Genomic DNA, 20,341 nt, shown 5'->3' with positions numbered 1-20,341 from the left:
TGTTCGAGGGACACGCCCGCTCCGGTGACGTACGGGCCGCGAGGGCCGCGGGCGACGAGCTGCCGTGGAACGAGGGATGACCCCGGACGGGCGTACGGCGCTGATCACGGGCGGCGGCGGACCACTGGGGCGGGCCTTCGCGCTCGCCCTGTCGGGAGCCGGGGCCCGGGTGGTCCTCGTCGGCCGGAACGAGCGGGCCCTCGCGGACGCCGCGGCGCGGGTGGCCAAGGAGGGCGGCCGGGCCCGTACGGCGGTGTGCGACGTCTCCGACCCGGAGGCTGTCCGCGCTCTGACCGTCGAACTCGCCGACGAGGATGTGTCGTTGCTCGTCAACAACGCCGGAGTCGCGGGACCGGTACGGCCGCTCACGGACATCGAGCCCGAGGAGTGGGACGAGGTGTTCGCCGCCAACGTCCGCGGGGTCTATCTGATGTGCCGGGCGTTCCTGCCGCCGATGATCGCGGCCGGACGCGGTGACATCGTCAACATCGCCTCCGTCAGCGGGAAGCGGCCGCTGCTGAACCGCACCCCGTACACCGCCTCCAAAATGGCGCTCCTCGGTCTGACCCGGACGTTGGCGGGCGAGGTCGGACCGTACGGCGTCGCGGTCAACTCCCTTTCCCCCGGGCCGGTCCGGGGCCCGCGCATGGACCGCAACTTCCGGCTGACGGCCGAGCTGACCGGTACGAGCGTCGAGGCCGCCGAGCGGGACTTCGCCTCGCGCGCCGCGCTGGGCCGGCTCGTGGAGGAGGACGAGGTCGCCCGGGCGCTGGTGGCGATGCTCGCGATGCCCGGGCTGTGCGGGGCGGACATCGATCTGTCGGCGGGGATGGTCGCGCCGGCGTAGTCCCGGGCGCGGGTGAGCACGGTGCGGCGGTCGGCTCCAGGTCGTCCGCCGCACCGGCGTGCGTTCCCCGCCGCTCCGTCTGTGAACACGCTGTGTGACGGCCATGGAGCGGGCCGAATGATCCGAGACATCGCTCTCCGGTATGCGCCCACAAGGTGGCTACTCCCTTGTGAGCAGGGCTGATTGACTTTCCCATGCGCACCTTTGGTGCCTCCGCCCGCGTCGTCGCCCCCATGAATCCGACGGCCGGCCGGTCACGCTGCGCGACGGCGCACTCGATCTCTGGGAAGGCATGCAATGACGCTGATCACCCGACGTTCATTCCTGATCGCCGGCACCGCCACGGCCGGAGCCCTGCTCGTTCCGGCGGCCCCCGCCCTGGCCGCGGGGTCCACGGCGAAGACGACCAGGGCGGGCAAGATCTCCGTGGGAGCCGGCGAGACGTACCAGCTCTCCGCGACCACGAGCGTGAGCGAGCTGTCCATGGCCGAAGGCGGAAAGATCACCGCGCCCGACGGGTACAGCGTCACCCTCACCGTCGACGGGGCGGAGACCGGGCAGCTCCTCACCGAGACGGGCGGAACCGAGACGCTGATCTCGGCCGGCACCTACCAGGGCGACGTCGTGCTCACCGTGGCGCAGGCCAACGCGGTGACCTACCAGACCGTCACCTTCCCCTTCCGACAGGCCCTCGACGTGGGCGCCGACGGCGTGGACCGGGCCAAGTCCGTCCTCTCCGGCGTCGTCGGCGGCACACTCACCGACACCGTCGCCCGCAACGTCGCGATCACCTCCACCGGCGAGTGCTTCGACGGTGTCTACGTGAAGAACGGCGCCTACACGCTCAAGAGTCCCGCCATCTCCCTCACGGGCAACGGACGTTGTGACTTCGCGGGATACGGCGCCGCGGTCGTCGGCACCGGTTCGGCGACGACACTCGTCGTGGACGGCGCCAGGATCACCAACAAGGGCGTGGTGCGCACGACGGTCGTCGCGGACGACGGCGCCAACGTCATCGTGAAGAACTCCCGTCTGCGGGCCCGCAACGGCACGCTCCCCGCCGACTACCGGGCGACCGTGGAGACCCCGTACATGGAGTCCGTGCCGTGGATGCTCGGCCTGGACGGCAATGTGCGCGCCACCAACCTCATCGGCGCCGACACCAGGGCGACCTACATCAACTCGACCGTGCAGTCGAAGACTTGGGGTGCACTGTCGGTGGAGGGCGGCAGTGGGCTCCAGCTGACGGCGATCAACAGCAGCGTCGGCAACACGGGAACGTACGGCTACGGCACCTACGCCATCGGGGACGCCACCGTCCGTGTGCTCGGCTCGCAGTTCGACGTAGGCAGCTACGCCACCATCTGCGCGGGCCCGGCGGCCTCGATCCACTACGGCGACAGCACCCGCGAAGCCGTCGCGGCACTCAACTCCTCCCTCGGACTGGGCCTGACCAAGGCCGAACTGGACGCCATCCCGGCCCGGATCACGGTCGTCGACTCGGGCCACTTCGGCTTCATGTTCTTCGGCCCCGGCACGCTGAGGCTGGACGGCGGCACGGTCATCACCTCCGCGCAGGCCACCTTCCTCAACAAGGGCCAGCAGACCTCCATCACGGTGGACGGCGCGGACGGCGCACAGCTCGATCCGGGCAACGGGGTCATCCTGCAGATGATCGAGAGCGACGACCCGGGTCCGGTGAACGTCGACGGCAAGATGATGAACGTCGGCGTCTACACCGAGCCCTCGGGCGACCCGGCCAAGGACGCCTCCTTCGACCCGACCTCGGTCCACCCGGCCGACGGCGCCGCCACCTTCACCTCCATCGCGCTGACGGGCGACTTCTACAACGGCATGCGCGCGGGCAAGAACATGGTCCTCACCTTCGAGGGCTCGACCGTGCAGGGCGTCATCTCGGCCACGAAGGCCGAGCACCGCGTCAGCACGATCGACTCCTCGAACTTCTACGAGCTGGGCCAGGTCACCAACACCGTCCAGGCCGCCGTCAACAACGGCGTGATCGTCCAGCTGAACAGCGGCTCGACCTGGACGGTGACCGGTACCTCGTACCTGACCAGGCTGACCGTCGCCACCGACGCGGCGGTGCTGGCGGCGAGCGGCAAGTCCCTGACCATGACGGTCGACGGCACACAGACGGCCGTCGAGGCGGGCGGCACCTACTCCGGCGCGATCGTCCTCACGGCCGGCTGAGCCGCTCGGAGGAACCCGCCCCGTGCCGGGAAGGCGGCCGGCCGCCCAGGTCGAAGACGCCGTACCCGAATCCCTCGGCCCTGATCGTGGAACCGTCCACGACGACCCCCGCGGCCTCCAGCGTCCGCACGGGGCGGGCGCCGTCGTACGCCCGACTCGCCCCGTCGCGCCGGGGGTTGACGACCACCAGATACCGCCCGCCCCGTACGTACACGAACGGATGGCCGGAGTGCAGCACCTCCACCGAGCCGCGGGAGCCGAGTTCCGGGGTGCGGGTGCGCAGGGCGACGAGGCGGTGTACGAGATGGAGGAGTGAGGTCTCGTCGGTGCGCTGGGCGGCGACGGTGGGGCGGCCGGGGGAGGGGTCGAGGGGGAGGTAGAGACGGTCCGCCGGGGCGGTGGAGAAACCGGCGTTCGGGCCCTCGTCCCACTGCATCGGGGTGCGGGAGCCCGCGCGGTTGTAGCGGGGGCCGAGAACACTGCCCTCCTTGTCGGGCAGACCGGGGAGGTAGCGCATGCCGATCTCGTCGCCGTAGTAGATCGCGGGGAGCGTCGGCCAGGTGAGCTGGAAGGCGAAGGCGACGGGGAGCTGTTCGGGCGTGCGCGGACCGCAGTTGAGGCGGGAGAAGTCGTGGTTGGCGGTGGGCAGGGAGATGAAGCCGCGGTCGCCGAGCGCGGTGGACGCTCGACGCCAGGCTTCGAGGAACGGGCCGGCCGAACCCCGGCCGTCGCTGTCGAAGAAGCAGTCGAGCGGGTCCCAGGTCTCGTTTACCGTCCCCTCGCCGTTGCTCCACAGCGACCGCAGGGCCAGCCCGTCGGTGGGGCCGCCGAACTGGAGGAAGAAGTCCGCGTGGAAGCCCGCCGGGACGGACACCTCCGGCTCGCCCCACTCCGAGAGCAGCGCCGCGTCCGGATGCGCGTCGTCCAGCCAGTGGCGCAGCTCGCCCCAGATCCTGGCGGTCTCCGTCCTGTCCGGGTCGTCCTTGACGAGCGACGCGGCCATGTCGACCCGGAAGCCGGACAGGCCCAGGCCCAGCCAGTGGTCCATGATCGCGCGCAGGGCCGCCCGGTTGGCGCGCGGACCCTCGGCGTCGACCGGCCGGCGCCAGGGCTCGGCCGGATTGCCCCGCGCGTAACCGAAGTTGAGGGCGGGCTGGAAGGCGAAGAAGTTCGGCAGGTACGCGCCGGGGCGGCTGCCGGGGGAGGGGACGAAGCCGTCGGGACGGTCCTCGGGACGGCTTTCGGGCGCCCAGATGTACCGGTCGTCGGCGGGATCGTTCGCGGCGGCCCTGAACCACGGATGCTCGTCGGAGGTGTGACCGGCCACGAGGTCCAGCAGGACGCGGATCCCGCGCCGGCCCGCCTCGTCGACCAGCTTGGCGAGGTCGTCCGGGGAGCCGTAGCGGGGCGCGACGGTCAGATAGTCGCTGACGTCGTACCCGGCGTCGCGGAACGGGGAGACGAAACAGGGGTTCAGCCACACGGTGTTCACGCCCAGCCACGCGAGGTGGTCCAGGCGCTCGGCGATTCCGTTGAAGTCGCCGATGCCGTCGCCGTTCGAGTCGGCGAACGACTGCGGGTAGATCTGGTAGAAGACGGCGTCGGCCAGCCAGGCGGGGGCGGGACGGAACGAAGTCATGAACGCGACCATAGGTCAGCGCACCGGGCGGGCGCTGCCCCTAAGCTGGGCATGATGTTCACCCCGCAAGGTCCCACACTCCGCGAGCTGGGCGTGCAGGCCCTGTCCTCCGTCGAGCATGGCTACGACCTGCTCGCGCCCAAGTTCGACCACACACCGTTCCGGACACCGGACTCGATCCTCGACGACGTGGCCCGGGCACTGGCCCCGATCGGCCCGTTCGACCGCGGGCTCGACCTGTGCTGCGGCACCGGGGCGGGCATGGAGGTGCTGCGCGAGCTCTGCCGGGTCGGTGTCACCGGGGTCGACATCAGCGCGGGGATGCTGGCGGTGGGGCGGGAGCCGACGGGTGCCGGGCAGCCGAATCGTACGGATGCGGACGCGCCGGGGGTCGCACGCCCGGGCGGTCGGACCCGCCCACGGCCCGGCGCGCACGAGGGCGCGAGCTCCGGCGCGAACGGCAGCCGCCGTGACGGCGGGCGCGACGCCGGACTCGACGCCGGACTCGACGGTCGGCACGAGGGCGGGCACGACGGCTGGTACGACGCCGGGCACGACCGCCGGCGCGACGCCGGACGGGACAGGGTGGGCTGTCCGTCGGGCGAGAGCGCGGGTTCTCGTGGACCGGAGCGTGCGGGACGCCACGGAGCGCCGGACGTCACATGGGTGCGCGGCGACGCCCGCGCCCTGCCGTTCGGTCCCGTCTTCGATCTCGTGGTCAGCTTCGGCGCGTTCGGGCACTTCCTGCCGCGCGAGCTGCCGGGTCTGTTCGCCCAGGTCCACTCCGTACTGCGACCCGGCGGTCGGTTCGCGTTCCCGATCACGGCCCCGCCGCGCACCGGCTCGCCCTGGTACTGGGCCCTGCTGGGCTTCGACACGGCGATGCGGGTGCGCAACGCCGTCCGGCGCCCGCCGTTCGTCATGTACTACCGGACGTTCCGGCTCGGCGACGTACGGCGGGAGCTGACCCGGGCCGGGTTCGAGGTGGAGCTGTACGCGCTGCCGGAGTTCGGACGGCGCCAGGACGGGAGCCCGCGCTGCCGGATGGTCGTGGCCACCCGCGGCGGCCCCCGCCCCGCCGGCTGACCGGTGGTCTCCGGGGCGGACGTCGGGCCGAGGACCCCGGGCGCCATGGCAGTCGTACGGATCGAGCGGCGGGTGCGCAGCGGGTCAGGAGAAGCGACGGACGAACTCCAGGGCGGTGTCCGCGACTTCCTGCCAGCCGTGGTCGATGGTCAGCGCGTGGCCGCGGTTCGGGATCTCGGTGATCTCCGTGATGCCGGGGTTGCGCTGCTGCTTCTTGTAGGAGGCGTTGGCGATCGCCCAGGGCACGGTGTGGTCCTTCTCGCCCGAGATGATCAGCAGCGGGCCGCGGTCCGGGCTCTCGGTGTCGACCTTCGCCTCGGTCCACGGGTTGAAGTTCGCCGTGGCGGCCTGGAACAGCGGGGCGCCCGGCGCGGGTACGGCGAAGGTGTCGTACAGCTCCTTGGCCTCCTCCTCGCTCACCGCGTTGGCGAAACCGTAGCGGAACTGGTCGAAGGTGAGCGGGACGGCCCGGTGCCGGTTGGCCGGGTTGCCCAGGACCGGCGCGGAGGAGCGCAGCGAGGAGATCGGCAGCGGCAGCACGCCCCGGAACGGCGCGGGGTCGATCGCCACCGAGGCGGTGGCCAGGGCGCGTCCGGCGAGGATCTGGGCGAGCAGTCCGCCGAAGGAATGGCCGATGACCACCGGCTTCTTCTCCAGGCCGCCGATCAGTGCCTCCAGGTGGTCGGCGACCTGCCCGACCGTCTTGCCGGCGAAGACCTCCGGGTGGGCGTTGGCCTCCTCGACCGTGTCGGGGTCGTCGGGCCAGGACAGCGAGACCGGCGCGTAGCCGGCCTGCTCGAAGTGCGCGGCCCACCGGTCCCAGCTGCTCGGCAGCAGCCACAGACCATGGATGAAGGCGACCGGGACGCGGCCGGTGGCGTTGGCCCGCTCTATCTGCTGTGCGTCGTTGGTGGTCATGTGCCGACACTAGTCGCGCACGACGCTCCTGGGGTCTGTCAGGTGGCTGCATCCCGCCCCCGGACACCCCAGGGGGCGACTCCGACCGCTGCGCGGCGCCCCCGCAGGACCGGCGCACAGCACTGCCGGCCAACTGAACTTCACGGCCGTGCCACCGCGGCCCCGGGGATGTCACCCGGCCGCCGGCAGCGTGAACTCATAGACCAGCGCGTCCTGTTGGGCCTCCACCACCAGTTCGGTGATCTCCAGCGGCCGGTCGTACTGGTCGTGCACACGCCGGGTGACCCGCACGGACTGCGGGAGCCGCGTGATCGCGTCCCGGTGGTGCAGGGTCAGCCCGGCCTTGCGCATCCAGTCGTACGCCCGCCGTAGTTGGGCCGACGCGGAGCCGTCCGCGCGGTCGCGATAGCGCGCGAGCTCCTCGACCTCGGTCACCGCGACGGCGGAGAACGAGGTGACGGCGGTGCGCAGTCCACTGCCGTCCGCCGCGGCCGACTCGTAGCGGTGGACGAGCGTGGGCCGCCGCGGCGCGAGCCCGAGGGCCTCGGCGTGCCCCGGCGGGGGAGGCTCCCAGGCCACCGTCGTACGCGGGACACCGCACGGCTCGACGGTGTGCGCGCCGACGGGGAAGTCGAGCGACGGGACGTGCTCGGCGACGGTACCCGGGAGTGTGGCGTGGCTGCCGCGCCGGTCGGTGGAGACCAGGCCGCCGCGCCGCAGCAGGTGCAGTGCCTGCCGTACGGTCTCGCGACTGACATCGAAGCGGGTGGCCAACTCCCTTTCTCCCGGGAGTCGTTCACCGGGCGGAATGGCGCCCTCGCGCAGTTCGCCGAGCAACTGGGCGGCGATCCGCGCATAGCGGGGCTCGTGGACGGATGGACTGACGGACGGACTGGTGGAGCGGGCCATGTCCGCGCCTCCTGTGGAGTGACCGTGGTGACAAGACGTAGCCGTGCGGGCCTTCTGCGCGACCAGATCTAGCATTGGTCTAAACCATGAGGGAAGGGTGGCCGGACGGTTCGGCCGGATCCGGCCCGCGCCGGAGGTGTGGCGCGGCGGGTGTTCAGAGTGCGCCGTAGAGGGCGTCCACGAGCGCCATCTTCCTTGGGTCGTCGGCGATGTGCGGGCCCATACGGTTCATGACGTACCCCAGCGAGAGGCCCGCCTCGGGGTCGGCGAGACCGCAGGAGCCGCCGAAGCCGTCATGTCCGAAAGCCCTCGGGTTGGGACCGTACGATCCGTTGGGGCCGCTCAGCCACAACCCGAGACCGACCTCCGTCTCGTGCTCGAACCCGGCGCCCAGTACCAGGTCCCGGCAGCTGCCCTGCCCCTCGCGCACCCGCTCGGCGGCCTCCGGCGAGAGCACCTGCCGGGAGCCGTACGAGCCCCGGCCGGCGAAGATCCCGTACAGCGCGGCGACCGCTCGCGCCGTGCCATGGCCGCCCGCGGCCGGGATCTCCGCCGCCCGCCACCGCGGGGTGTTGGCCTCGGTGGCCCCGACGAGCGGATTGGCCAGGGCGGCCACAGCCACGGGCGCCAACTGGGCGAAGACCGCCGCCTGTTCACTGCTCGACGCGGCCGGCGGTTGCACCAGCTCGGCCAGCCGGCCGGTCTCCTTCTCCGGCAGGCCGATGGTGAAATCGATCCCGAGCGGCCCCGTCACCTCCCGCTCCAGGAACGCCCCCGGCAGCAGCCCCGAGACACGCCGCACCACCTCACCGACCAGATGGCCGAACGTGAGCGCGTGATAGCCGGACCGCGACCCCGGCTCCCACCAGGGCTCCTGCGCCGCGAGCCGCTCGACGGTCAGCTCCCAGTCGCAGAGCTGGTCCAGGCTGTGCGGCTCGCGCAGCCCGGCCAGTCCGGCGCGGTGCGACAGCAGATGCCGTACGAGGACGGACTCCTTGCCCGCCGCCGCGAACTCCGGCCAGTAGGCGGCCACCGGGGCGTCGAAGTCGAGCAGCCCGCGATCGGCCAGGATGTGCGCGCACAGTGAGGTCGGACCCTTGGACGTCGACCACACATTGACCAGCGTCTCGCGCTCCCAGGGCCGGGTGCGCGCCGCGTCGGCCCAGCCGCCCCACAGGTCCACCACCGTCTCGCCGTCGAGCACGACGGTCACCGCCGCGCCCAGCTCGCCCCGGTCCCGGAGGTTCTCCTCGAACGCGGCGCGCACCGCCGGGAAACGCGCGTCGCAGTGGCCGTGAACAGGGGGCGCGGGCTGGGACATGGGAACTCCGTCATCCGTAGGCACACCGGACCCGAACATACCGACTGGTCGGACTGGGGGGAAGCCGTCGGAAGGCACCCGTCTCCGGCGCGCCCGGCGACACGGTTCCCCGCGACACGGTTCTCCGCGAAACGGTTTTCCGTGCAGCGGTTCCCCCGCGACGGCGATCGCCCGTCCTCCCTTCACCCCGGGATCTTCCGGATGTCACCCAACACCCCTACGCTGCACGTCGGTTGACCACCGCGACGCAGGAGGCAGGGGAGCATGCGCAGACATGTGAGGGTGTTGACACGTACCGGGATCGCGGTGGCGACGGCGGGAGCGCTCGCCCTGACCACGGCGCCGGGCGCCACGGCCGCGGACCTGTCGTATTCCTCCAGCACCTGGGTCGGCGTCCACAATTCCTATGACAAGGCGAAGTACGCCTACTTCGCCGACGCGCTGGACTCGGGCGCCGGCCTGCTCGAACTCGACGTGTGGACCAATGTGTTCGGCGCCTCCTGGCGTGTCTCGCACAGCAACCCGATCGGCAACGACAACAACTGCGAGAACGCGGCGAACGCCTCGGAGCTGCGCACCAAGTCCACCAACCGCGACCTGGCGGGCTGCCTCTCCGACATCAAGGCCTGGCACGACGCGCACCCGGGCCACCGTCCGATCCAGCTGAAGATCGAGATGAAGGACGGCTTCGCGGCCAACGTCGGCCGTGGCCCTGCCCAGTTGGACGCCCTGCTCACCGCGAAACTCGGCGACGCCCTGCTGCGCCCCGCCGATGTGGTCGGTTCCCATGCCGACCTCGACTCGGCCGTGCGCGCCGACGGCTGGCCCGCCCGCTCGGCCCTCGCGGGCAAGTTCATGGTCGAACTGATCCCCGGCACCGTCGAGGAGGGCAACCCCTTCGACTCGCTCTGGACCGACCGTGAGTACGCCACCTACCTCCGCGACCTCGCCGCGGCCGGCCGCCTGCGCGAGGCGGCCGCCTTCCCCGCCGTGCACAACGTGGCGGCGGGCGATCCGCGCACCCGCTACACGGACGCGACCATCCGCCCCTGGTTCGTGATCTTCGACGGCGACGCCGCCACGTATGTGGGCGGCACCATCGACACCGCCTGGTACGACGACCGCCACTACCTGGTCGTGATGACCGACGGCCAGAACGTGCCCCCGGCCATCGACGCCACCAACCCCACCCAGGCACAGGCCCTGGACCGCGTCACCCTCCTCGCCCAGCAGCACGCCAGCGTGGTCTCGGCGGACTGGTACCCCCTGCCCGCCGTCCTGTCGACGGTCGTACCGCGCGGGACGACGGGCTGAGCGCGGGCGGCGGCACCCCTACGACTGCGACGGGCGGCACCCCTACGGCGAGCGGCGTCGCACCGCTCGCCACGGTCATCCGTCTCAGAGGCGCGAGGGCAGCCAGTTCAGCTGGGCCGCCTCCTGGTAGGTGCCGCCGCCCTCGTGGTCGTTGAAGTCGTAGACCTCGATCGTCTTGTCCTGGTGGTCCCACGCGTTGAAGGCCGCGAAGATCGTGGACGGCGGGCAGGTCTGGTCCTCCAGCGCCACCGAGAAGAGGGCCGGCGCGCTGCCACGCGCCGCGAAGTGCACCCCGTCGAAGTAGGACAGCGTACGCAGGACGTCCTCGGTGCGGCCGCGATGGGTCTTGAGGTAGTTGCCGATCTCCCGGTACGGGTGCCGGTCCGTCAGCGTCGTCGCGCGCGGGAAGTCGCACAGGAACGGCACGTCGGGCGCGATCGCGACCAGATCGGGGACCAGACCGCCCACCGCGATGGTGATGCCGCCGCCCTGGCTGCCGCCGACGGCCGCGGTGCGCGCCGGGTCCACCAGCGGATGCGAGCGGGCCGCCTCCACGGCCCGCACACCGTCCGTGAACACCCGGCGGTAGTAGTAGTTCTCGGGGGCGTCGATGCCCCGGGTCATGTAACCGGGGTAGGCGGGCGCGCTGCCCACCGGGTCCGGGGTCTCGCCGCCGCCCCAGCCGCTGCCCTGGCCGCGGGTGTCCATCACGAAGTGCGCGAAACCCGCCGAGGCCCACAGCAGATGCGTGTGCGCGAGGCCGCGCCCGCCGCCGTACCCGACGAACTCGACGACCGCGGGCAGCGGTGTGTTCGCCCAGGCGGGCAGGGTGAGCCAGCCCCGGACCGGGTGCCCGCCGAACCCGGCGAACGTCACGTCGTACACCTTGACGGTCTTGAGCGCGGTCTCGACAGGCTCGAAGCGGGCGTCGAGGTCGTGCTCCCGGGCCTCCTGGAGGGTCTTGGCCCAGAAGGTGTCGAAGTCCGCCGGCTCGGTGGACGCACTGCGGTACGCGCGGAGCTCGTCGAGAGGGAGGTCGAACTGGGCCATGAAGGACCACCTTTGGCGTCACGGGTGCGGATGATCACACCGTACGTGCGCCACCGGAGGCCCGCCAGGCCCCACTTCGGTCGGCCGCCGGGCCCGCGGGCGCCCGCCGTCAGGCCGTGTGCCGCCTCCACTCCGGCCCCGTACGCGCCCACCCCCGCTCCCACTCGGCGAGCCGGCGACGCGCGGCGACCCGCCGTACGACGAAGTGGCCGCCGAACACGAGAGCCACCACGCCCCCGGCGGTGAGCACACCCGTCGTCAGCGTGTGCTGCCAGATCGCGCTGTCACTCACCGGCGGACCGACGCTCCTGTCGTACGAGTCCAGCCAGATCTCGGTGCGGTCGCCGCGTCGACTGCCGGCCGGGACCTGGATCTCACCGGTTCGCGACCCCCTGGCCGGTTCGCTCCAGCGCACCTTCACCGGATACGTGGGCTGCCGTCCGACCTGCGGCGAGGCCACCGCCGCGGGCGCGGTCCCGACGAGCACGGCGCTCACCCGATGCCGCTCCGCCCGCTGCGCCGCCGCCCGCGTCTGCGCGCCGTCGTACACCCACCACCCCACGGCCGCACCGGCCAGCGGCGCACCGATGAACAACAGAACGGCGACGGCCAGTACCGTCCACGCCTCGACGACGTCCGAGCGGCGGCGCAGCGGATTGTGACGCCAGCGCCAGCCGCGCACCCGGGTACGCATCCTCAACCTCCTCGCCCACCGCACTCCCGCCCGCGGAGGACCCAATGGACCCCGTACGGGGCCGCTTTGCCGCTCCCGGCCCACCGCCCCGGGCGTCCCACCGAGAACGCCCGAGCCGATTTTCCCGCCGTACGACTGATCCGCGCCCCCCGTGGAACCCGCGAACCACTCCGTGCGGCGAACAGGAGCCATCATGATCTGTGCCCATCCAGCGGCGGTCGACGCGTACTCGTGCGCAACCGACTCCGGTCCCAGGGGCGGCTGTCCGCCGCCGCCCGCCCGCGAAAGGCGGGAGCCATGAACGCGGACATCCGTACGATCACCGTGGGCATCGACGGCTCGCGGCCCAGCCTGGACGCGGCCGACTGGGCCGCTCGTGAGGCCCAGCGCCGCCGCCTGCCCCTGCGGCTGCTGCACGCGGGATGCGAACCGGTAGTCCCGGTTCCGGTCCCGGACGCCGGGGTGCCCGCCGGTCGTACCCGTACCGCACTCGACCGGGCCGCCATCCAACTCTCTTACGTCCACCCGGCGTTGGACATCATCGCCCGCCGCTGCGAGACGCCCGCGGTGCCGGCGCTGCTGGCGGTGGCCGCGGAGACGGAGACCCTGGTCCTCGGCTCGCGCGGTCGCACCGGGATCGCCGGATTCCCGGTCGGTTCGGTCGCCCTGGCCGTCTCGGCCCGCGCGGACCGCCCGGTCGTGCTGGTGCGCACGGGCGAACGGCCCGAGGACGAACGCATGCCCGTCGTCGACGGTTCACCCCCGGGTGCGGCCCCCTACCTGCCGGTGGTCCTCGGGCTCGACCCGGACCACCCGGCCGACGAGCTGATCGGCTACGCCTTCGACGCGGCCGTCGTCCGCTCGGCACCGCTGCACGTGGTGCGCGCGGCGCACCCCGGGACCGTGCCCGCGCCGGGCGATACCACCGCCGAGCGGGAGGACCGCGAACGGCGCGTGCTGACCGGCACGCTGCGGCCCTGGCGCCACAGGTTCCCGGCGACGGAGGTCCGCGCGCACATCGTCCACGGCCGTCCCGGACCCCAGCTCCTGGAGGCGTCCACGGGGGCGGGGCTGCTGGTCGTCGGGCGCCGGACGGGCAGGGGTCCGGGACGCGCCGCGCAGTCGCTGATCCAGCACGCCGACTGCCCGGTGGCCGTGGTTCCGCACGACTGACAGCGGCTCGTGCCGCGGGGCGGAGACCTCAGCCGAAGCGCTCGATACGAATCCGGTCCACGGGCTGTCCGGCAGCCACCAGCAGCCGTGCGGCGTGCTCCGCGAACCCGTTGGAGCCGCACACATAGGCCTCCCATCCACCGGGAGGCCGCTCGGCCAGCAACGGCGCCACCTGGGCCGCCGTCAGCCGCCCCACGGCTACCCCTCGTGGGGCGCTGCGCGTGAAGACGGGCGTGGTCTCCTCGCCGTACTCCCGTGCGTAGATGAGCTCTTCGGGGCTGCGCGCGGAGACCAGCAGCCGCAGCGGCACGTCCAGTGCGCGGGCACGGTGGTGGCGCAGCATCGACATCAGCGGTACGACGCCGGAGCCGGCGCCGATGAGCAGCGCGGGCCGGTCACCGGGCCAGGCGAAGAACCCGCTGAGCGGACCCCGCACCTGGACCGAGTCGCCGGGCCGCGCCACCGTGTGGAACCAGCCGGACACCTCGCCGCCCTCGACACGGTCGAGGGTCAGCTCGATGTGCCCGGCGTCGTCGGGCGGTGACGCGAGGGAGTAGTGGCGCTGGGCCACATACCCGTCCTCGGCGGTCAGCCGCAGCATCAGATGCTGCCCGGGCAGATGCCCCGTCCATTCGGGCACCGCGAACCGGAACGTGGCGGCGTGCGGTGTCTCCCGGCGGATCCCGGTGAGCGTGGCGGTCTGCCAGGTGGCGGCGGTCCGGTCGCTCACGGCGATCCGCCCGGGCACGGCGAAACGCGTGGGCGGTACGAAGGTCTCGGTCATCGGGGGCACAGGGCTCGTCGGGGATGCGGGGGCGGTCGGGGACGCGGTCGTGTCAGTCACCGGAGTAGCGCTGCTCCTCCCAGGGGTTGCCGCGCGCGTGGTAGCCGTTCTGCTCCCAGAACCCGGGCTCGTCGTGGTCGAGGAGCCGCAGGCCCGCGATCCACTTGGCGCTCTTCCAGAAGTAGAGGTGCGGCACGACCAGCCGGGCGGGGCCGCCGTGCTCGGCGGGCAGCGGCTTGCCGTCGTACTCCCAGACGATCCAGGCGCGGCCGCCGGTGAGATCGGCGAGCGGGAGGTTCGTGGTGTACCCGGTGTGCGCGTAGGCGACCGCGTGGGTGGCGCTCGCGTCCGGGTGCACGGCGTCCAGGAACGCGTCCAGGGACACACCCCCGAAGCGCACCCCGAACTTCGACCAGCTCGTCACACAGTGGATGTCGCCCTCGTACGCCGAGGCGGGCAGCGCGTGCGCCTGTTCCCAGCTCCAGTCGCGCGCCTCGGCCACCAGCCCGTCGATCCGGAAGGTCCAGTCGCCGGGCGCCAGGTCGGGGGTGACCTCGGCGGACAGGACGGGCCAGTCGTCGCCCGCGTCGTACTGGCCGGGTGGCAGTCCGGCGTTGCTGGAGCGGGGGCGTCCGGTGAAGGCGCGGGTGACGTTCATGACGGTGGTGCCTCCAGACCGTCCGGTGCGACGGCCCGCGGATCGAGCGTATGGGACGAGTGCGCATCCAACCGTACGCGGCCGTGGGCCGTGCTCCTGGCCGGTCGGGAACCCGATCATTGCGGACGCATGAACTCTCCCGGGGCCGGGGAATAGCCGTGCCGTGATCTTCCTTGCCGCTAGTGCCACCTCCCGTGGCGGCGAAGGAGAGTGAGGGAGCAGATGCCCAAGGCGTACGTCTTCACGCGGTTCGGCGGCCCCGAGGCCGAGGCGCTGGTGGAGCGGGACCGGCCGAGCCCGGGCCCCGGCCAGGTACTCGTCGCCGTTCGCGCGGCGGGCGTGAACCCCGTCGACTGGAAGCTGCGCGCGGGCTACCGCCGCCCCGGCTCCGTGGAGCCGGAACTGCCGGCCGTCTTCGGCAGCGAGGTCGCGGGAGTGGTCGCGGAGGTCGGTCCCCACGTGACCGGGTTCACCGTGGGGGACGAGGTCTTCGGCAACCCGGTGGGCGGCGGATACGCCGAGTACGCGCTGCTGCCCACGACGGTGACCGCCCACAAGCCCGCCGGACTCTCCTTCACGGACGCCGCGACCCTGCCCGTCGCGGCGGCGACCGCGTACGACGGCATCCGCCAGCTCGACCTGCCCTCCGGCTCGACCGTGCTGATCACCGGTGCGGGCGGCGGTGTGGGCGTCTCGGCCACCCAGATCGCGCGCTCCTTCGGGCTGCGCGTCGTCGGGGTCGCGAGCGACGGCAAGAAGGACTTCGTCGAGGCGCTCGGGGCTGTCCATGTCCCGTCGGGGCCCGACCTCGCCGAGCGGGTGCGGGCGGCGGCGCCGGACGGGGTGGACGCCGTCTTCGACCTCGTCGGGGGCGAGGTGCTGGAAGCAGCGGCGACGCTGGTGGCCGACCGCACGAAGCTGATCACCGGTGCCGACCGGGCGACGGTCGCCCGGCTCGGGGGAGCACCCGTCGAGCGCGCCCGCACGGCCGCCGTCCTCGACGAGGTGGCGCGACTCGTGGTCGACGGCGCGCTCCGGCCCTTCGTGACCCGGACCTTCCCCCTCGACCGGGCCGCCGAGGCGCTGCGCACGGTCGAGGACGGGCATGTGCGCGGCAAGATCGTGATCGAGGTCGCCCGATGAGCGACCGTCGCACCACGCACACGCATCCACTCGGCACCGGCCCGCATCCGCTGGACAACCCCGCTCTCGGCTCGCTGACCGGCCCGCACGCCCACTTTGCCGAACGCCGCGGCCGCGTCCTGCGCTACCCCGTCGACGTATCGCCGTGGCTGGCCCTGCCCGACGACCCGGACGCCGACGACTGGGCGGACCTCGCCGCGCTCGTGGGCCCCGGCGGCGAGGCCCCGCTGGCCGGCTTCAACGGCCGGACCCCGGAGGGCTGGGAGCTGACCTTCGACCTGGCCGGCGTGCAGCTCGTCGACGCCTCCCTCGCCGCGGCGCCGGACGCCGAGGCGGTGCGGCTCGGCCCCGCCGACGTACCGGAGATGCTGGACCTGGTGGAACGCACCCGGCCGGGCCCCTTCCTGCCGCGCACCGTGGAGCTCGGCACCTACCTCGGGATCCGCCGTGGCGGTGCCCTGATCGCGATGGCGGGGGAGCGGCTGCGTCCGCCCGGCTGGACCGAGATCAGCGCGGTCTGCACCGATCCGGACTTCCGCGGCGAGGGCCTCGCCTCCCGGCTGATCCTGGCCGTCGCGCACGGCATCCGCGAGCGCGGCGAGACGCCGTTCCTGCACACGGCGGCCGAGAACACCAGCGCCGTCCGGCTCTACGAGTCCCTGGGTTTCACCCTGCGCCGCACCACCCGCTTCCTGGCGGCGCGGGTGCCGGAGCACCTGGCGGACGGTCAGGCAGTGGGGGCGCGGTGACGGTCATGGCGGGGACCGACGGGAGCGGCTCGCCCAGGCCGTGACCGGCGCAGGCCACGGCTCACGGAGGCTCGGCCCGCGGAGGGTCAGCCCGTGGAGGACTTCTCGGCGGGCGGTGCCCCGGCGGCCGCCGAGTTGTAGCGCACCAGATACGTCGCGAACCGTTCCAGGTCCGCCGCCGGCCAGTCGGCGAGCCGCTGCCGGAACGCGATCCGGCGGCTCTCGGTGACCTGGGCGAGGATGCGGGTGCCCGCCTCCGTCAGCCGCAGCACCTGCACCCGGTGGTCCTCGGGGTCGCCCCGGCGTTCGACGAGCCCGGCCCGCTCCAGCGCCGCCACCTGGCGGCTCACCGTGGACTTGTCCAGCGCGTAGTGGGCGGCGAGGTCGGTGGCGCGGCAGCCGCCGCTCTCCTCCAGATGCCCCAGCAGGGTGTAGGAGACCAGCGACAGCTCCGGGTGCATCCGCCCCGCCGAGGCGCGTGCGCGGCGGGCGAAGGCCGTCATCTCGAGCTGGATGGTCTCGACGGCGGTGCCGGTCTCGACGGCCACGTCGGCTGCTGTCATGGGAGCTCCTTCCACCTAGTTGTAGGGTACAACTTGGTGGCCGGTGAAATGCCGCGTCGCCGTCCGGCCGTTCCTGTAAGGTGGCCGTCCTGGCTGCGGACCGCCCCGGCCGAGGAGTTGGCGAGGAGGTGAGACCCATCAACGCTGTGTCAGGTCGGGTGCTCTCGCCTCGGAGTCATGCGGATCGTCGCCTGTAGGTGACCGCGAGAGCGCCCTTCGGCTCACCGAAAGGCTCTCGGCTTCCATGCTCCCTGTGCCCCCTGTTTCCGATTTCGTTGTCGCCGCGCTCCGTTCCGCAGGCTGTGTCTTCGCCGAGGACGAGGCGGAGCTCATCCTCTCCACCGCCCGCACCCCGGACGAGATCACCGCCATGGTGGACCGGCGCGTCTCGGGACTGCCCCTCGAACACGTTCTCGGCTGGGCCGGGTTCCACGGTCTGCGTATCGCCGTCGAGCCGGGTGTCTTCGTGCCCCGCCGCCGCACCGAGTTCCTCGTCGACCAGGCGCTGGCCCACGCACCGGACGCGTCCCTCGTCGTGGATCTGTGCTGCGGCTCCGGCGCGGTGGGCGCCGCGCTCGCCGCCTCCCTCGGCGGGCCCGAACTGCACGCCGCCGACATCGACCCGGCCGCCGTGGACTGCGCCCGCCGCAATGTCGCCCCCTTCGGCGGACTGGTCCACGAGGGCGACCTGTTCGCGGCCCTGCCCGGCACCCTGCGCGGCCGTGTCGACGTCCTCGCCGCCAATGTGCCGTACGTCCCCACGGACGAGGTCGGCCTGTTGCCCCCGGAAGCCCGCGACCACGAACCGCTGGTCGCCCTCGACGGCGGCGCGGACGGCCTCGACATCCTGCGCCGCGTCACCGCCGAGGCGCCCCGTTGGCTGGCCCCGGGCGGCTGCCTCCTGGTCGAGACGAGCGAACGCCAGGCGCCCCTGGCCGTCGAGGCCTTCACCCGCAGCGGCCTGATCGCCAGGCTGGAGGTCTCCGACGAGCTGTACGCCAACGTCGTGATCGGCATCAGGCCCCCGGCGGCCTGATCCCAGGGGCGGTCCCGCCGGGCGCTCGAACCGACCCGCCGGCCCGAACCCGTTGTCCGAACCTGTGGCCCGAACCCCTTGTCCGACTCGTGTCCCACGGCGCCCTCGGCCGAGTGACCCAAGCCATTGTGCAACTAGTTGCATAAAGCGCGGCCGGTCCTTTACAACAGACACACGACACCGCGCACGGAGGGCCCGATGAGCCGTTACCCGCATCTGCTGAACCCGCTCGACCTGGGCTTCACCACGCTGCCCAACCGCGTACTCATGGGTTCCATGCACGTGGGCCTGGAGGAGGCCGACCACGGCTTCGAGCGGATGGCGGAGTTCTACGCCACCCGCGCCCGCGGCGGCGTCGGCCTCATCGTCACCGGTGGCATCGCACCGAACGAGGCGGGACGGCCCTACGAGGGCGGCGCCAAGCTGACCACCGGGGCGGAGGCCGAGCAGCACAAGGAGATCACCGCCGCGGTGCACCGCGAGGGCGGCAGGATCGCGATGCAGATCCTGCACTTCGGGCGGTACGCCTACCACCAGGACCTGGTCGCCCCGAGCGCCCTGCAGGCACCGATCAGCCCCTTCCCGCCGCACGCGCTCACCGACGCCGAGGTCGAGTGGACCATCGACGACTACGTGCGCGCCGCCCGGCTGGCGCGGCGGGCCGGATACGACGGCGTCGAGATCATGGGCTCCGAGGGCTATCTGATCAACGAGTTCATCGCCGCCGGGACCAACCGGCGCGAGGACCGCTGGGGCGGCTCGTACGAGAACCGTATGCGCTTCCCGGTCGAGATCGTCCGGCGTGTGCGCGAGGCCGTCGGCGAGGACTTCATCATCGTCTACCGGCTCTCCATGCTGGACCTGGTGCCCGGCGGCTCCTCCCTCGACGAGGTGATCACCCTCGCCAGGGCGGTCGAGGCGGCCGGAGCGACGATCATCAACACCGGCATCGGCTGGCACGAGGCACGCATCCCCACCATCGCCACCTCCGTGCCGCGCGGCGCGTACACCTGGGTGACCAAGAAGGTCATGGGAGCCGTCTCGATCCCCCTGGTGACCACCAACCGCATCAACACCCCGGAACTCGCCGAGCAGTTGCTCGCCGACGGCCACGCCGACATGGTCTCGCTGGCCCGCCCGATGCTCGCCGACCCCGACTTCGTCGCCAAGGCGGCGGCCGGACAGCCCGAGGCCATCAACACCTGCATCGGCTGCAACCAGGCCTGCCTCGACCACACCTTCAGCGGCAGGATCACCTCCTGCCTGGTCAACCCGCGCGCCTGCCACGAGACGGAGCTCGTCCTCGCACCGACCCGGCTGCGCAAACGCGTCGCCGTGGTCGGCGCCGGCCCGGCCGGCCTGGCCTGCGCGGTCTCCGCGGCCGAGCGCGGCCACGAGGTCACCCTCTACGACGCCGCGGGCGAGATCGGCGGCCAGCTCAACGTGGCCCGCAAGGTGCCGGGCAAGCAGGAGTTCGACGAGACGATCCGTTACTTCCGTACCCAGCTCGAACTGCGCGGTGTGGACGTGCGGTTGAACACCCTGGTCACCGCGGACGGACTGAACGGCTATGACGAGGTCGTCGTCGCCACCGGCGTGCGCCCCCGAACTCCCGAGATCCCCGGCATCGACCACCCGAGCGTCGTCGGCTACCTCGACGTCCTGCGCGACGGCGCCCCCGTCGGCGACCGGGTCGCGATCCTCGGCGCCGGCGGCATCGGCTTCGACGTCGCCGAGTACCTGACCGACGGCGGCGACAAGGCGAGCGAGGACCCGGCGACGTACTTCCGGCACTGGGGCGTCGACATGGAGTACCAGGAACCCGGCGGCCTCGCCGCGCCCGAGCGGCCCGCCCCGCCGCGCACCGTCCACCTCCTCCAGCGCAAGGCCTCCAAGGTCGGCGCCGGACTCGGCAGGACCACCGGCTGGATCCATCGCACCGAGCTCAGGCACCGGGGCGTCAGCATGGTCCCGGGCGTCCGGTACGACCGGATCGACGACGCCGGACTGCACGTCACCGTCGAGGGACACAGCCAGGTCCTGGAGGTCGACACGATCGTGCTGTGCACGGGACAGGAGCCGCGCCGTGACCTGTACGAGGAGCTGACCGCCGAGGGGCGCAGCGTGCACCTCATCGGCGGTGCCGACGTGGCCGCCGAACTGGACGCCAAGCGCGCCATCAAGCAGGGAACGGAGCTGGCCGCGGCGCTCTAGCCGCACCAGGCGGGAGGGCCCCGCGACGGACG

The 20,341-nt window shown here is 72.5% G+C and carries 18 protein-coding genes; 9 read left to right on the top strand and 9 right to left on the bottom strand.

From position 1 onward, the window contains the following. The first annotated feature begins 76 nt into the window (after nt 1-76). Together RV986_RS05975 and RV986_RS05970 are read left to right on the top strand one after the other, a co-directional pair. Nucleotides 77-847, top strand: coding sequence for an SDR family NAD(P)-dependent oxidoreductase (locus RV986_RS05975; protein ID WP_475916373.1), 771 nt, complete (start codon nt 77-79; stop codon nt 845-847). A gap of 297 nt (nt 848-1,144) precedes the next feature. Further along, nucleotides 1,145-3,058: a hypothetical protein gene (locus RV986_RS05970; protein WP_475916372.1), complete on the top strand. Its 1,914-nt coding sequence runs from the start codon at nt 1,145-1,147 to the stop codon at nt 3,056-3,058. On the opposite strand, the gene RV986_RS05965 is transcribed toward RV986_RS05970, so the two are convergent. Then, nucleotides 3,045-4,697 carry an alpha-amylase family glycosyl hydrolase gene (locus tag RV986_RS05965; RefSeq protein ID WP_475916371.1) on the bottom strand — a complete coding sequence of 551 codons (1,653 nt, stop codon included), beginning with the start codon at nt 4,695-4,697 and terminating at the stop codon, nt 3,045-3,047. The two genes, RV986_RS05970 and RV986_RS05965, sit on opposite strands and share 14 nt — an antisense overlap. A gap of 51 nt (nt 4,698-4,748) precedes the next feature. Here RV986_RS05965 and RV986_RS05960 point away from each other — a divergent pair, with 51 nt between their 5' ends. Beyond that, a complete protein-coding gene (locus RV986_RS05960; protein WP_475916370.1) occupies nt 4,749-5,783 on the top strand; it encodes a class I SAM-dependent methyltransferase in 1,035 nt (344 codons plus the stop codon). Between the two features lie 84 nt (nt 5,784-5,867). Here RV986_RS05960 and RV986_RS05955 read toward each other — a convergent pair whose 3' ends face one another. The 3 genes from RV986_RS05955 to RV986_RS05945 form a co-directional block, all read right to left on the bottom strand. Next, nucleotides 5,868-6,701 carry an alpha/beta hydrolase gene (locus tag RV986_RS05955; protein ID WP_475916369.1) on the bottom strand — a complete coding sequence of 278 codons (834 nt, stop codon included), beginning with the start codon at nt 6,699-6,701 and terminating at the stop codon, nt 5,868-5,870. Nucleotides 6,702-6,872: 171 nt separating this feature from the next. Then, complete coding sequence (locus RV986_RS05950; protein ID WP_475916368.1) at nt 6,873-7,610, bottom strand: GntR family transcriptional regulator; 738 nt, start codon at nt 7,608-7,610, stop codon at nt 6,873-6,875. 154 nt (nt 7,611-7,764) lie between these two features. Then, on the bottom strand, nt 7,765-8,931 hold the full coding sequence (locus tag RV986_RS05945) for a serine hydrolase domain-containing protein (RefSeq protein ID WP_475916367.1): 1,167 nt from the start codon (nt 8,929-8,931) through the stop codon (nt 7,765-7,767). Nucleotides 8,932-9,195: 264 nt separating this feature from the next. Between RV986_RS05945 and RV986_RS05940 the strand changes: the two genes are divergently transcribed. Continuing rightward, on the top strand, nt 9,196-10,245 hold the full coding sequence (locus tag RV986_RS05940; RefSeq protein ID WP_475916366.1) for a phosphatidylinositol-specific phospholipase C domain-containing protein: 1,050 nt from the start codon (nt 9,196-9,198) through the stop codon (nt 10,243-10,245). Nucleotides 10,246-10,329: 84 nt separating this feature from the next. Here RV986_RS05940 and RV986_RS05935 read toward each other — a convergent pair whose 3' ends face one another. Both RV986_RS05935 and RV986_RS05930 read right to left on the bottom strand, forming a co-directional pair. Further along, nucleotides 10,330-11,295, bottom strand: a complete 966-nt coding sequence (locus RV986_RS05935) for an acetylxylan esterase (RefSeq protein WP_475916365.1) — start codon at nt 11,293-11,295, stop codon at nt 10,330-10,332. 109 nt (nt 11,296-11,404) lie between these two features. Next, nucleotides 11,405-11,989 (bottom strand): Rv1733c family protein, encoded by a 585-nt coding sequence (locus tag RV986_RS05930; RefSeq protein WP_475916364.1) that lies wholly within the window; start codon nt 11,987-11,989, stop codon nt 11,405-11,407. A 297-nt stretch (nt 11,990-12,286) separates the two neighbouring features. Here RV986_RS05930 and RV986_RS05925 point away from each other — a divergent pair, with 297 nt between their 5' ends. Next, on the top strand, nt 12,287-13,162 hold the full coding sequence (locus RV986_RS05925) for a universal stress protein (RefSeq protein WP_475916363.1): 876 nt from the start codon (nt 12,287-12,289) through the stop codon (nt 13,160-13,162). Nucleotides 13,163-13,190: 28 nt separating this feature from the next. On the opposite strand, the gene RV986_RS05920 is transcribed toward RV986_RS05925, so the two are convergent. Next, complete coding sequence (locus RV986_RS05920; RefSeq protein WP_475916362.1) at nt 13,191-13,946, bottom strand: ferredoxin reductase; 756 nt, start codon at nt 13,944-13,946, stop codon at nt 13,191-13,193. A gap of 52 nt (nt 13,947-13,998) precedes the next feature. After that, entirely contained in the window at nt 13,999-14,604 is a 606-nt protein-coding gene (locus tag RV986_RS05915) for a sulfite oxidase-like oxidoreductase (protein ID WP_475916361.1), read from the bottom strand. A 222-nt stretch (nt 14,605-14,826) separates the two neighbouring features. On the opposite strand from RV986_RS05915, the gene RV986_RS05910 reads away from it, so the two are divergent. Together RV986_RS05910 and RV986_RS05905 are read left to right on the top strand one after the other, a co-directional pair. Next, entirely contained in the window at nt 14,827-15,747 is a 921-nt protein-coding gene (locus RV986_RS05910) for an NADP-dependent oxidoreductase (RefSeq protein WP_475916360.1), read from the top strand. Beyond that, entirely contained in the window at nt 15,744-16,496 is a 753-nt protein-coding gene (locus RV986_RS05905; protein ID WP_475916359.1) for a GNAT family N-acetyltransferase, read from the top strand. Before RV986_RS05910 ends, RV986_RS05905 begins: the two co-directional genes overlap by 4 nt. Nucleotides 16,497-16,582: 86 nt before the next feature. On the opposite strand, the gene RV986_RS05900 is transcribed toward RV986_RS05905, so the two are convergent. Then, nucleotides 16,583-17,059, bottom strand: a complete 477-nt coding sequence (locus RV986_RS05900) for a MarR family winged helix-turn-helix transcriptional regulator (RefSeq protein WP_475916358.1) — start codon at nt 17,057-17,059, stop codon at nt 16,583-16,585. Nucleotides 17,060-17,303: 244 nt separating this feature from the next. On the opposite strand from RV986_RS05900, the gene RV986_RS05895 reads away from it, so the two are divergent. Beyond that, on the top strand, nt 17,304-18,095 hold the full coding sequence (locus tag RV986_RS05895; RefSeq protein WP_475916357.1) for a putative protein N(5)-glutamine methyltransferase: 792 nt from the start codon (nt 17,304-17,306) through the stop codon (nt 18,093-18,095). 198 nt (nt 18,096-18,293) lie between these two features. After that, nucleotides 18,294-20,309, top strand: coding sequence for an oxidoreductase (locus RV986_RS05890; RefSeq protein WP_475916356.1), 2,016 nt, complete (start codon nt 18,294-18,296; stop codon nt 20,307-20,309). The last annotated feature ends 32 nt before the right edge of the window (nt 20,310-20,341 follow it).

This window comes from Streptomyces sp. RLA012, from assembly GCF_056270325.1.
This window is presented reverse-complemented; position numbering and strand designations above follow the sequence as displayed.